This window comes from Dubosiella muris (genome assembly GCF_004793885.1).
In the GTDB taxonomy this organism is placed as follows: domain Bacteria; phylum Bacillota_I; class Bacilli_A; order Erysipelotrichales; family Erysipelotrichaceae; genus Dubosiella; species Dubosiella muris.
On the sequence record NZ_SRYG01000020.1, the window covers coordinates 40,103 to 52,897 of the forward strand.

The 12,795-nt window shown below is 50.3% G+C and carries 16 protein-coding genes; 3 read left to right on the forward strand and 13 right to left on the reverse strand.

The window, feature by feature from the left end; translation table 11 throughout:
• Positions 1 to 102: 102 nt before the first annotated feature.
• Positions 103 to 963 carry an AraC family transcriptional regulator gene (locus E5336_RS09615; protein WP_135980902.1) on the forward strand — a complete coding sequence of 287 codons (861 nt, stop codon included), beginning with the start codon at positions 103 to 105 and terminating at the stop codon, positions 961 to 963.
• Positions 950 to 1,279 (forward strand): hypothetical protein, encoded by a 330-nt coding sequence (locus E5336_RS09620; protein ID WP_135980903.1) that lies wholly within the window; start codon positions 950 to 952, stop codon positions 1,277 to 1,279. The genes E5336_RS09615 and E5336_RS09620 overlap by 14 nt, the downstream gene beginning before the upstream one ends.
• 127 nt (positions 1,280 to 1,406) lie before the next feature.
• On the opposite strand, the gene E5336_RS09625 is transcribed toward E5336_RS09620, so the two are convergent.
• The 13 genes from E5336_RS09625 to E5336_RS09690 form a co-directional block, all read right to left on the reverse strand.
• The gene (locus E5336_RS09625) at positions 1,407 to 2,348 is read right to left on the reverse strand and encodes a protein kinase family protein (RefSeq protein WP_277820845.1); all 942 of its coding nucleotides are present in this window, start codon (positions 2,346 to 2,348) and stop codon (positions 1,407 to 1,409) included.
• Positions 2,345 to 2,800 (reverse strand): GNAT family N-acetyltransferase, encoded by a 456-nt coding sequence (locus tag E5336_RS09630; protein ID WP_135980905.1) that lies wholly within the window; start codon positions 2,798 to 2,800, stop codon positions 2,345 to 2,347. The genes E5336_RS09625 and E5336_RS09630 overlap by 4 nt, the downstream gene beginning before the upstream one ends.
• A 41-nt stretch (positions 2,801 to 2,841) precedes the next feature.
• Positions 2,842 to 3,258 carry a YjdF family protein gene (locus tag E5336_RS09635; protein ID WP_135980906.1) on the reverse strand — a complete coding sequence of 139 codons (417 nt, stop codon included), beginning with the start codon at positions 3,256 to 3,258 and terminating at the stop codon, positions 2,842 to 2,844.
• Positions 3,259 to 4,063: 805 nt separating this feature from the next.
• Positions 4,064 to 5,605, reverse strand: coding sequence for a glutamine-hydrolyzing GMP synthase (guaA, locus tag E5336_RS09645; RefSeq protein WP_135980907.1), 1,542 nt, complete (start codon positions 5,603 to 5,605; stop codon positions 4,064 to 4,066).
• A gap of 28 nt (positions 5,606 to 5,633) precedes the next feature.
• On the reverse strand, positions 5,634 to 6,311 hold the full coding sequence (locus tag E5336_RS09650) for an HAD family hydrolase (RefSeq protein WP_135980908.1): 678 nt from the start codon (positions 6,309 to 6,311) through the stop codon (positions 5,634 to 5,636).
• Positions 6,301 to 7,170, reverse strand: coding sequence for a MurR/RpiR family transcriptional regulator (locus E5336_RS09655; RefSeq protein ID WP_135980909.1), 870 nt, complete (start codon positions 7,168 to 7,170; stop codon positions 6,301 to 6,303). Before E5336_RS09655 ends, E5336_RS09650 begins: the two co-directional genes overlap by 11 nt.
• Before the next feature lie 24 nt (positions 7,171 to 7,194).
• Complete coding sequence (locus E5336_RS09660) at positions 7,195 to 7,740, reverse strand: GNAT family N-acetyltransferase (RefSeq protein ID WP_135980910.1); 546 nt, start codon at positions 7,738 to 7,740, stop codon at positions 7,195 to 7,197.
• 1 nt (position 7,741) lies between these two features.
• Positions 7,742 to 8,743, reverse strand: coding sequence for a tRNA (adenosine(37)-N6)-threonylcarbamoyltransferase complex transferase subunit TsaD (gene tsaD / locus E5336_RS09665; protein WP_135980911.1), 1,002 nt, complete (start codon positions 8,741 to 8,743; stop codon positions 7,742 to 7,744).
• A gap of 1 nt (position 8,744) precedes the next feature.
• Positions 8,745 to 9,188 (reverse strand): ribosomal protein S18-alanine N-acetyltransferase, encoded by a 444-nt coding sequence (gene rimI / locus E5336_RS09670; RefSeq protein ID WP_135980912.1) that lies wholly within the window; start codon positions 9,186 to 9,188, stop codon positions 8,745 to 8,747.
• Positions 9,185 to 9,784, reverse strand: a complete 600-nt coding sequence (tsaB, locus tag E5336_RS09675; RefSeq protein WP_135980913.1) for a tRNA (adenosine(37)-N6)-threonylcarbamoyltransferase complex dimerization subunit type 1 TsaB — start codon at positions 9,782 to 9,784, stop codon at positions 9,185 to 9,187. The genes rimI and tsaB overlap by 4 nt, the downstream gene beginning before the upstream one ends.
• Positions 9,762 to 10,232, reverse strand: a complete 471-nt coding sequence (gene tsaE / locus E5336_RS09680; protein ID WP_135980914.1) for a tRNA (adenosine(37)-N6)-threonylcarbamoyltransferase complex ATPase subunit type 1 TsaE — start codon at positions 10,230 to 10,232, stop codon at positions 9,762 to 9,764. Before tsaE ends, tsaB begins: the two co-directional genes overlap by 23 nt.
• On the reverse strand, positions 10,229 to 11,596 hold the full coding sequence (locus tag E5336_RS09685; RefSeq protein ID WP_370278754.1) for a replication-associated recombination protein A: 1,368 nt from the start codon (positions 11,594 to 11,596) through the stop codon (positions 10,229 to 10,231). The genes tsaE and E5336_RS09685 overlap by 4 nt, the downstream gene beginning before the upstream one ends.
• Positions 11,597 to 11,726: 130 nt before the next feature.
• Positions 11,727 to 12,197 (reverse strand): GNAT family N-acetyltransferase, encoded by a 471-nt coding sequence (locus E5336_RS09690; RefSeq protein WP_135980915.1) that lies wholly within the window; start codon positions 12,195 to 12,197, stop codon positions 11,727 to 11,729.
• 80 nt (positions 12,198 to 12,277) lie between these two features.
• Here E5336_RS09690 and E5336_RS09695 point away from each other — a divergent pair, with 80 nt between their 5' ends.
• Positions 12,278 to 12,706, forward strand: a complete 429-nt coding sequence (locus E5336_RS09695; protein ID WP_135980916.1) for a DUF2871 domain-containing protein — start codon at positions 12,278 to 12,280, stop codon at positions 12,704 to 12,706.
• Positions 12,707 to 12,795: the final 89 nt, after the last annotated feature.

A 12,795-nucleotide genomic window follows, 5' to 3' on the forward strand; every position in this document is an offset into this window, starting at 1 on the left:
TTTTATGATGTCGACAGCACCATTATAAAGATGAAAGCGCAACCATCCTATAGATGGTTGTGATATAATTATGGAAAAATGTGACTTTGGAAAGGAGAACTTATGCGCATCACGACCAATTCGACGGATTTTTACTTTAACGCCGAGGCGATGGTGTACACGCAAGGCTACGAGGAGTGCGAACCGGGGCATTCGTATGGTCCGGCGGTGCGAAAAAGCTTTATGATCCACTACGTGACCCAGGGAAAAGGAATTTTCAAGGTGAACGGGCAAACGTATCGTCTGTCGCGCGGCGATTTGTTTTTTATCGTGCCGGGACAGGAAATTTATTACGAGGCCGACAAAGACGACCCCTGGGGATATGGATGGATCGGCATGACGGGCGCGCACATCGACATCGAGTCGTATTTGCGAAGAACTTCCTTTTTCGACTCGCCCATCGCACACTACGCGCAAAACTACGATTTATCGCTGCTTTTTATTGAAATGCAGCGGGCGTACGTGTCGCCTTTTGAAATCCGCGATCTCGCGCTGAATCACGTGTTGTACAAGTTTCTGGCGTTTCTGGTGCTTCATTTTCCAAACCAGAACAAGGAAGCGAAAAGAAGTTCCAAAGACTACATCAAGGAGATCATGACGTATTGTTTGAGCCACGTCGACGTTCCGATCCGGGTGCAGGATGTCGCCGACTATACCGGGCTGCACCGCTCCTATCTTTCCCGCCTGTTCAAGCAGGAAACGAACCTTTCCTTGAAAGAGTATATTTGGAAAACGAAAGAGGAGGAGGCGTGCCGGCTGCTCATTCAAACCGAACTGCCGATCCATGTCATCGCCCGTTCGGTCGGGTTTGAGGACTCGCTTCACTTTACAAAAATATTTACCCAGAAAATCGGATCGTCTCCGAAAAAATACCGTCAAATGAAATCCGGTCCGGGAAAGGAGGATAACGATGAGCCTGCATGAAAAACGGGAAGCTCGCACCGACGCCCTCATTCAAATTAGTCAAATGCTTGCCAACGGCAAAGAAAACTTTTATCAATTTCTCGAAACAGAGGAAGGAAAAAGGCTATACAAGCTGGCTATGACCGAAGTCGTCGCGGAAATCGAGATCTCGATTGCGCAAGGAGAAATCACATTCGACTTCGACGAAGGCGATTATTTGCTCAACGAATACAATGAAAACGACCGGCGCGAAATCGGCCAGATCCTGACGCGCCATCTCGGGCGCGCCCTTCAGGACATTGTCGATGTGCTCAACAAGCCGAAGATCCAGTCATAAAAAAAAACTGTCCGCAGACAGTTTCGCTCTATATTTTCGCTCGGCTCTTCCAAAACAAACCCTATCCACGACCTGGCCGATCGTGAACGCGCAAAAGCAGGAAGCTTGCTTCATAAAAGGCCCTTTTCTACGCAGAAAACGGCTTTTTTTCGTTGTGTATCGCGGTTTGCCAGGCTCGATGAAAAGCGGCGATCGTCGAATACCGTTTGTCTGGAGCCGGATCGACGGCCCGGCAAACGACAGCGTACGCTTGTTCGTTCAGCGACCATTGAGCAAGCGCGCAAGGCACAACGCGGCAGTCTTTGTATCGGCGCTTCACTTCCTCTTTCGTGTACGTCCCGAAAAAATCGAGTAGCAGCGCGCCGAGCGTAAACACGTTGGTTCGCTCGTCGATTACGGCCCCTTTCTCGTATTCCTCGGGCGCTTTCAACCGTTTCGTTCCCCAGTAGTCAGCACCGATTTCGTTGGTGAGCGGTCCTTTTTGAAAGAGGTCGATGTCGCAAATCATGATCTGGTCTTTCGCAAAATCATACAGGAGGCTTCCATCATAAAAGTCGACCGCCACATACCCTTTTTTGACCACGGTTTCCAAAAAGGAAAACATCGCGTCCACCACAGCGAGTTTTTGAAGGGCCGGTAATTGTTTGAATCGTTCTCTCGGATCCGTCTGTCCGTTTTTATAGCGGTCAAAATTCCAGTGTTCAAACAAACAGTCCCCTTCGCACCAGTCGAACACGGCCGCATAACCGTCTTCGACCGGATACGCGTCAAGCAGTGTGATCAAATACGGATGTTTTAGCTCTTCATACAATTTCACCGCGTGTTTCAACGTTTCGATGGACTGACCGGGTGAAATTTCCGCCTCGACGGTATCCATGCCCGCCACTTTGACGAAGCGTTTTTTCTGTCCGTCGTCCATTCCGAAGCATACGCATCCGGAGCCGGTCGCGTCGATGACGGAAAACACCTCCCCGTAGCGTTTGAGCCATGCAAAATCGTGTTTCGTGTTGAGATGGAAGCGAAGCCCGTCCACCTCGTGTACGATTGGATCTTTTTTCTTTTCGTTCAAATACATTCTCCCTTTCGTTTCATATACAAAAGCGGATACGGACCGCCCTGCTCATCGCATTCCGTTCTTTTGTACACTTCAAAGCCCATCTTCTCGTAAAATCCTTTCGCCAGCGGATTTTGCTCGTTTACCGCCAAATCGTGAATCGCGTATTGATCCATTCCGTATTGAAGCAGCGCTTTGCCAAATCCTTTTCCGCGTTGTTCCTGCGCAATAAACAGCATTTCCAGATGCTGGTTCGCGATCCCCATAAAGCCAACCGGGACTTGTTTTTTGTTTTCGATCAAAACCAAACAAGGAACATCCCGCAACGCCTGCGGTACATATTCCTTGATCATTTGAATTTCCTCTTCGGACAGGAATAGATGCGTCGCGCGCACCGAGCTTTCCCATACAGCCAGCAGCTGGTTCACCAATGCATCCGGCCGTTCTTTCACTTCTATGATTTTCAAACGATATTCTCCTTCCTATGGTCTAAGGAAAAGGGGTAGTATTACCTACCCTTATGTTTGTTTTTCCTTTTTTGCCGTTTCAATTCAAACTGCCGCTTTTTCTTTGTTTTTCGTTGCTCTCCGCTTAAAGTCCTACGCTCGATTTTCAACTGCTCCCGCTGTAATTTCAAAGCCTGCTGTGATTTTGTCCCCATTCCGATATTTTGCGTCTGTTTCCGCACTTCACGCTGTACCCGTTTCGGATTGCAGCTTAATTCTTTTCCATCCGTTGCCACAGCCGGACTAAATCGTAGCCGCTGATAATTTTTCAGAACAAAATCATAAACCTCATAGTCTTTAGGTTCCGCCCCAAACGTAACCTTACAAACGGATAGCTTGCCTTCGGCGACACGTTCAAACACACCTACCCAAAAAGGGTCTTCAAAAAATACTGTTAACTTTCCCGAAATTTTGTTCACGACAATTCCTCCTTAAAATGATTGTGATGAACAAAGAACGGACGACCCTAAGGAGGGAGGGTTACTTACACCTAAATAGTGTGACTGGACTACCTACCAGTTCTACAAGTTAGACTTGCGTTGTGTTTTTATCTTTGTGCCTATACATTACCTCACTGCTTCTTCTTTTTCTAGATAAAATGTTTATCTTCTCACATAAAAACGACAGGCGATTCATTATATACTGCCTGTCGCTCAAATCATTTCTATAAACTTTTATTCAATATCAACCATCAATTAATTTTGTTTAGAGATGATAGGTTACCATATTCGTTTTTTTAATTCTTCGATTTATCCCTATTATTCTACCTTTATAACAGTGAATAATAAACAATAAACTCGGATTCAGTTTATAAGCCATTTTGTTTGGAAAATCAACGGTTTGTTTCCACGTCTTCAATAAGATTTTTCTTGAGTGCTTCAATCGTATTTTGACTCTTTTTAAGCAACTCTAATTGCCTGTATGCTTTTTCCCTTAATATTTTCAACCTTTCAACGTAAGTCCCACCATATCAGCCAGTTTTTGATATGATACCGCTTGCGTCTGTTGCTTTTATCCCATGCTAAGGCGTAAACGCATTATCCCTCGATTCTGCTTTAAACCTATCGAATTCGATAGGTTTAAAATCGGGATTGTAGATTTTTCCCACAAGCCCAAAAATGAGATTGTCAAATTTTATCACAAAACACAAACAGTTTATACTTGCCAAATAAAAAGCGACAAACAACTTTCATTGCCTGTCGCTCAAATCATTTCAGTAAAACCCTATTCAAACTCAATCGTTCCAGGAGGCTTGCTCGTAATGTCCACCAGCACGCGGTTGACATGATCCACCTCGTTGACGATGCGCGTTGAAATCGTATCCAGCACGTCGTACGGGATCTTCGCCCAATCCGCCGTCATGCCGTCGATGCTCGTCACCGCCCGAATGGCCACCGCGTAGTCGTATGTGCGCTGGTCGCCCATGACACCGACGCTGCGCATGTTCGTCAACGCCGTAAAGTACTGCCAGATCTCGCGATCCAGTCCCGCTTTCGCGATCTCCTCACGCAAGATATAGTCGCTGTCCCGAACGATCTTCAGCTTCTCTTCCGTCACATCGCCCAAAATGCGGATACCAAGACCAGGTCCCGGGAACGGCTGACGCCAAACCATTTCGTCCGGCAGGCCAAGCTCGGTTCCAAGCGCGCGCACCTCGTCTTTAAACAAAGTGTTCAACGGCTCAATCAGCTGGAACTGCATATCCTTTGGCAAACCGCCGACATTGTGATGCGACTTGATCGTCTGGGCCGTTTTTGTACCCGACTCGATGACATCCGTATACAGCGTGCCTTGCGCCAGCCACTTGATGTCCTCGCCTTCCGTCAGCTTCTTCACTTCCTCGTCAAACGTGTATACGAACTCGTTGCCAATGATCTTGCGCTTCTGCTCCGGATCCGACACGCCCTTCAGCTTGTCCATGAACCGCTTCTTCGCGTCGATTTTCACAAGGTTGATATTCATGTTTTTGCCAAACGTTTCCATAACGGATTCCGCCTCGCCTTTGCGCAGCAGGCCATGGTCGATGAACATACAAATCAGCTGGTCGCCGATCGCCTCGTGCAAAAGGGCCGCCACGACGCTCGAATCCACGCCGCCGCTCAAACCAAGCAGCACTTTGTCCGTACCGACCTTTTCACGAATGAGCGCCTTCTCCGTCGCGATAAAATCCTTCATCGACCAGTTCGGTTTCGCCTTCGCGATCTCGAACACGAAGTTTTTCAAAATCGCGTTTCCATATTCCGTATGGCGCACTTCCGGATGAAACTGCAAGGTGTACATATTCTTGTCCACGTTTTGCGCCGCCGCGAACGGACAGTTCTCGCTTTTCGCCACCATCTCGAAACCAGGCGCCAGCTCGGTCACCTTGTCGCCATGCGACATCCAAACGATCTCATCCGCCGGCAGATCGTGAAAAAGCAGGCTTTCCCGCTCTACCTGGATCCGGGTTCTTCCATATTCCGAACTGTCTCCCGGTTCGACTTTTCCACCCATTTCAAGCTGAACGAGCTGCATCCCGTAACAGATGCCCAACAAAGGAATTCCCGACGTTAAAATAGCCGGATCGCATTTGGGCGCGTCCTCGGCATAGACGCTGTTCGGTCCACCCGAAAACACGATTCCTTTGACATCCCCTAACGCGAGGATCTCATCCAACGTCATTTCGTTGGAGTGCAGTTCCGAATACACACCGAACTCTCGAATACGGCGCGCAATCAACTGGTTGTATTGGCTTCCAAAATCCAGCACTACGATTTTATCTGGCATGATTTACTCTCCTTCACATTCCTTTGTATCATAACACACTTCCCGTGTTTTCTAAATATTCGATTACTTGCGAAAGATCGGCGCACGTGTGCCAAAGCACCTTGCGCATCTCGTCGTCCGGCACGATTTGATCCGGGATAAAAATCGACTGCATCTTTGCACGATGCGCGGCCAAAATGCCGTTTTTACTATCTTCCAGCACAAGACAGTTCGCCGGATCAGCGCCCAGCGCGTTGGCCGCCGCCAAAAAAATATCCGGCTCAGGCTTGGACCGGTAGCCATCCTTTCCCGATAAAACCGCTTTGGGATGCATCGCGAACCCCGCGTAGTCGCAAAACCGTTCAATATGATGGCGGAACGAACTCGAAGCGATCGCGTACGGAATTTGTTTTTGATCCAAATAGCCCATCAAGCGCCGCAAGCCTTTTTTATTCGCCGATCCGGGCGTTGGAAAAAAGCGAAAAAAATAATCCGCCCGCTCTTCCTGACAGCGCCGCATCACATCACCAATGCCCGGAAACCGATCCTCAAACAAAGCGATCCGCCGCGAATCGCAGCCAATCATCGCCTCGATGACCGTATCCGGCACCTGCGCCAGCCCGTTTTGATCCAGCGCCTTGCGAAACTGTCGTTTAAACATGCGCTCCGTATCAAACATCAATCCATCCATATCAAAAATAACCGCTTCAACCATCTCATTCACCATTTTCCTCTTCCACTTTCAACAAAAGCCCCAGTGGCGCCCCTTCCGTGCGCGTCTTCATATTTTCCTGAAAATTCCGTTTAAAATACAAGCTGTACAGCACATCCAAAATAAACGTGATCGACACGTTGCTTGAAAACCGGCCAATCCGCTCCGAGGCCGTCGACTCTTGCGAAGCAATCACAAGATGGTAGTCGCAGTACTTCTTAAACGTGTTGTCCCACAACGAGGAAATCAGCACGACGACATGCCCGTGCTTTCGCAAATACCGCAAAACCGGTTTCACCTCGCGAATCCGGCCTGCGTAGGTGATCACGATCGACATCGTTTCCTCGCGCGTCTGCAACGCCGCAAGCTCCTGGTCGTACACTTCCGTCAGCACGTGGACCCGCTTTCGCAGCTGCGCCATGTTTTGCTTGAAATTCAGAGCCAGATTGCGATGCTTCGTCGACGTGTACAAGTTGATATCCTGCGCGATTTCCATTCGATTGACAATCAGACGCAGCGTATTCAAATCCATAAAAGACGCCGTTTCGTCAATCGTGTCTTTTTCCAGGTTCGCCAGCGTCTGGATGACTTCATAATCCGTGCTTTGCTCGCCAAACGGCGCGTCGTAATCCGAAATCGTCTGCCGCTTGTTGGGAAGCTCCTGCATGATCTGAAAACGCAAATCCGCATACCCGCCAATTTCCAGTTTCTCGCACACCCGGTAAATCGTCGACAGCGACGTGTTCGCCTTTTGCGCCAGCTGGCGGCTCGTCAATTCGACCGCGTTGGCCGGATCTTCCAAAATCAAAGCCACGATTTGTTTTTCGGCCTGCGTCCAGCCCTGCATATATTCGAGTTTTGTAAAAATCGACATCTCGCCACCCCTTCCCCTTTTTTGTCAATCCGATCGTTTCGCCTCCAACGCGATCACTTCCGAAAACGGGATCCACCGCTTCGGATCGGCGTTCAGCTCTTTGCGATACCAGACGACGCCATGCCATCCGCCATGCTTGTGACCGCAAGCCGGCAGCGCGCCGCTCCAAACAAAGCCGCGCGCCTCGTGAAAGCGCAAGCTCGCCTCGTTTGTTTCCGTAATGCAGGCGACAATCCACCGGCATCCTTGCACGATCAAAAAGCGCTCCAGCGCCTCGTAAAGCGGGCCGGCCAAGCCAAAATGGTCGCCCGGCATAAAATAAATCGAAAGCTCCATACAAAACTGGTACGCGTCTTTGGAAAACGCCGGATGCGCCGCCGCGTAGCCGATGACGCTCCCGTCCCGTTCCGCCACGACCGCCGGATACATCGCAAGCTGCTGCTTCCACATCCTTTGAAACGCCTCGAATGGCTGGGGGCGCAAATCGAAAAGCGCCTCGCCATGCTCCACATAAAAACAATAAATCTCGTAAATCGCCGGAATGTCTTCCACTTGCGCGATTCGAATCATCTTATTCGATCTCCCAGCTGCAATCCGCCGTCAATCCCGCATCCGCGCGCCGGCCCGCCTCGTAGGCGATTTGGCCCGCGATCGCGATCATGCTCGCGTTATCGGTACAGCAGTACATCGGCGGCACCGTGAATTCAACGGCCGGGTATTTGTCTTGCAGCGCTTCCACTTTTTCACGCAGCCGCGAGTTCGCCGAAACGCCGCCGCCAACGACAAAATGCCGGATTTCCGGGTAATCGTCGAGCACGCGTTCCACCCGGGAGAAAATCTCGTTGAGCGCGGTTTCCTGAAAGCTGGCCGCCAGATCCGCCATCTCGAACGTCTGGCCGTTGCGCTCCATCCGCTTTACAAATTGCAGTACCCCCGACTTCAATCCCGAAAAAGAGAAATCGTACCGGCCTTCCGTTTTGGGCTGCGGCAGCGTGTACACCGGCTTGCCTTCTTTAGCCAGCTTGTCGATTTTCGGACCGCCCGGATAGCCAAGACCGAGCACGCGAGCCACCTTGTCGTACGCTTCGCCGATGGCGTCGTCTTGCGTTTCCCCTAAAATCTCGAAACTATGCTCGTCTTTCATATACACCAGTTCGGAATTGCCGCCGCTCACAATTAAGGCCAGCACCGGATACTTTAAGTCGACAACGAGCTCGTTGGCGTAAATGTGCCCGGCCAAATGATGCACCGGCACAAGCGGCTTATGATAGGCGAAAGCCAGCGTTTTGGCGGCTTGCACACCGACATGCAGGCAGCCAATGAGTCCCGGCCCTTTCGTGACGGCGACCGCGTCGATTTCCGCCATCGTCAGGCCGGCTTCCTGAAGCGCTTTTTCGATGCAAATCGAAATATTTTCCACATGGATGCGGCTCGCGACTTCCGGCACGACCCCGCCAAACTCCTTATGGGCGTCGATTTGTGTCGCCACAATGGACGACAATACGTCTTTTTTGTCTTTTACGATCGCAACCGCGGTTTCATCGCAGCTGCTTTCAATTCCCAATACGATCATTTTAGTCCAGCCCTCCTACCGGTTTGGTCATGATGACAGCGTCTTCTCCATCCGGATAATATTTTTTCGAAACATTGATTGGAATGAATCCATTTTTTTCATAAAGCTTTCTTCCCGCGTCGTTGGAGCTGCGCACTTCCAGCGTCACGACTTCGCAGCCCGCCAGTGCCGCTCTTCGCTCCAGCGCTTTCAGCAGCGTGTCCGCGTGGTGAAGCCGGCGTCTGGCCGGATGCACGCCGATGCGGGCCAGCTGCGCCGTTTCAAAGGTTTCCCATAAAAAAGCGTACGCGTGAATGCAGCCATCCTGCTCCAGGATCCAGCCATGCGAGAAAGGATTGCCCTCGATTTCGTATCGCACGTTGTCAATGCCCCACGGCTCTTTGAAACATTCTTTTTCCAGTTCGACAACTTGCGCGATGTCGTCGATTCCCATTTCCCGAATCATACTTTGTACGCGTCGCTTTCCTTCAAATATTGCGGGGCGAGCGTGTGCTTGTTTTCAATTTGGCGGTACAACGGCTCCAGCTCGATAAAGTTTTTCAAAAAATCCGCTTTTTCGCCGGCTTGTCCAATGAGGTGGGCATCCCCGTACAACGTCCCCGGATTTTCCTCGACAAACGTTTTCACGTCTTCCAGCGGCAAAATCGACGTTTCCCCGATGATTTCGCCATCTTCCAAATGGGCCACGTACGCCCGATTCGAGCGGGCATCCAAAATCACATTCGCCTTTCCTTGGGCGCCGCCATACAGCTGCATCGTGGACACGCAGCAGAGCGACTGCCCCATTTGCGTGCTCAGCACTTTCGCGATGGTCATCGCGATCCGGATGCCGGTGTAGCTGCCCGGCCCGTCCGTAATGACGATTCGGTCAATATCCGCATAGTCCACCCCGTTATTTTTTAAAAGCTTTTCCAATTCGATAAAAATCGTCTCACTTTGTTTTTTGAACGCCTCAAACGCCACGCCATCCAGCAAGCGGCCGTCCTCATACAAGCCCAAAACAAGGTTTTTATACGCGCTATCCATGCATAATGTGATCATGTTCATACTCCTCCACAATGGTTTTCGACTGCTCGCCCAGTCCGGTCATCTCAATGGAACGCTCTTCCCCGATTCCTTCCAGGATCCGGATTTCGATATGGTCGTCCGGAATCTGGTTGTCGATGAAATGCGACCACTCCACGACGCAAATCCCCTCGTCAAAGCATTCCTCGAAGCCAAGATCCTGGTCGATGCCTTCCAGACGATACGCGTCGATGTGGTAAAACGGCTTCCCGTCGCCTTGCCGATACGCTTTCATAATATTAAACGTGGGCGAGTTGATGACTTTTTTAACGCCAAGCGCTTTTCCAAACGTCTGGGTCCACGTCGTTTTTCCGGCACCCAGATCCCCGCTAAGACAAACCACGAGATCGTGGCCCTGGATTCGCGCGGCCATCGCCTGGGCAAAATTTTTCGTTTCCTGTAATGAATGGATTTCAAATTTCATGATTTCCTCCTGATTTGGGCATAATGATCCTTGATCGCCTTGATTTGCTCAAGGCGCCGTTTTACTTTAATTTCCGACCCCTGATCGCCTGGGGTGTAGTAGTGCCGGTCTTTGAGCGCGTCCGGCAGGCACTGCATATCCGTCATGTGGTACGCGAAATCGTGCGAGTACTCGTAGTTTTTTCCATACCCCAGATCTTCCATGAGCCGGGTCGGCGCGTTTCGGATTTGCATTGGAACCGGTTCGTTCAGCGTTTTTAGCGCGTCCGCCTTCGCGGCGTTGTACGCGGTTTCCAGCGCGTTTGATTTCGGAGCCAGACACAAATACACGACCGCGTGAGTCAAATGGACATTGCATTCGGGCATCCCCAAATAATGGGCCGCGTCGTAAGCCGCCACGCAAATTTCCAGCGCTCTGGAATCCGCCATGCCAATGTCTTCGCTCGCCATGCGAACGAGGCGGCGGGCGACATACAGCGGGTCTTCTCCGCCTTCCAGCATGCGGGCCAGCCAGTAGATCGCGGCGTCGACATCGGAATTTCGAACGCTTTTATGGAGCGCGGAAATGATATTGTAGTGTTCCTCGCCTTTTTTATCGTAAAGCAGCGAGCGGCGCTGCAAACACTGCTTTAAAATGTCTTTGGAAACGTGAATGCCGTAAACGTCGCTGGGGGAATTGTATACGACCATTTCCAGGGTGTTCAAACAAAAGCGGGCGTCCCCGTTGGAAAAGGCGGCGATCGCCGCGATGTCCTCTTCCTCGATTTCAATCGTAGTCGCGCCAAAGCCTTTGGGGGAATCAAGCGCCGTGTGAATGAGCTGGATCAAATCCTGGGTGTCCAGCGAGTTGAGCACGAACGTTCGACAGCGGGAAAGAAGTGCGGAATTGATTTCAAAGCTCGGGTTTTCCGTCGTCGCGCCAATCAAAATAATACTGCCTTTTTCCACGTATGGCAAAAAGGCGTCCTGCTGGGCTTTGTTGAAGCGATGAATCTCGTCGACAAAAACGATCGTCTTCTCTTTTGCCATCCGGTTTTGCTCGGCTTTTTTCATCACTTCCTTGATTTCGCGGATTCCGCTTTGCACTGCGGAAAAATCAATAAAATGCGACTGGGTCTGTTTGGCGATAATCCGCGCCAGCGTCGTCTTGCCTACACCGGGCGGTCCCCAAAAAATCATGGACGTGATTTGATCGTTTTCAATCATCCGCCAAAGCAAATTGCCTTGGGCGACAAGCTGCTTTTGCCCGACGTATTCTTCCAGCGTTTCCGGCCGCATCCGGTCGGCCAGGGGCTGAAAGACTTCGCCAGGTTTTTCACGCTCGTTATCCTCATCAAATAAAGAAGTTTGTATGGTTTCCATCATTGTATTCTCCGGGTTCTATTATAACACGGTTTGGGAAGCCGTTTCCATCAGGCACTAGCGGCGAAAAGCCGGGAATGTTTCACAAAAAAAGTCCTTTCCCAATGGATCGGACCTAAACGGAAAACGCACGCTACAAAATCGTTTCCATTCCGATTTTGTATGGCTTCATTCCCAGACTTTCGTAAAACGCCTGCGCGCCCGGATTGAGCGACCACACATTGAGCGTTACGTTGTAGCAGCCGCGTTCGCGAGCGTATGCCAGCACAAAATCGTACAGCGCCTTGCCAATGTGCTGGTGACGCGCCTGTTCATCCACGCAAATATCGTCGATATACAACGTTTCGATGTCGGCGAAGAGCCGGTCGCCGGCATGCCGCTGATGAACGCAAAACGCATACCCTTGGACCTCGTCGTTTTCGCAGCAAACAAAAACCGGCGTTTGGGGATTGTCCAAAATCGCCCCAAGTTCCTGTTCGTCGTATTTTGTCGTGTCCGGCCGGAACAAGTCGGGGCGTCCCTGGGCGTGAATCGAGTTGACTTGATGAAGCAGGCGGATCAAAGCGGGAATGTCCGCCTTTTGCGCTTTTCGCAAAGTTCGCATCAATACATTTCCTCCTTTGTGTTCAAACGAATTTCCTTCTTTTTTTCTTTTTTATTATAATACGGAGTGAGGTGAAGAATATGAAAACAATTCAAAAGAAATGGATAAACCTTTCTATCCTCTACGCGATTCTCGGTTTGGCCTCGGGCGTCTTTTACCGTGAATTCACAAAATGGAATGGTTTTACAGGAATTTCCTCCTTACGGGTGATGCATGTCCACTACATCGTGCTGGGCGCGTTGATGTTTTTGCTTTTGATTACCCTCGAGCAATCGTTTGGTTTCTCAAGCCAAAAAAGAAGCGGCCTTGTTCTTGCGCTGTATCAAATCGGATTAAACTGGACCGAGCTTTTGTTTCTTGTCCGCGGCATTTGCACCGTCAAAGCGATGAATCTGAGTTCGGCAGCTAACGCCGCGATTTCGGGAATTGCCGGGATCGGCCATATTTTGCTGGCGATTGGGTTGGTCTGGCTGCTGTTTCTTATAAAAAAGTCGATTGCGAAAGCGTAAGCGATCGACTTTTTCTTTTTGATTAAAACAGCACAAAAAAACCTCGCCAGCGGCAAGGTGGTCGTTCGATCTCTCAAAACCAGAAACAC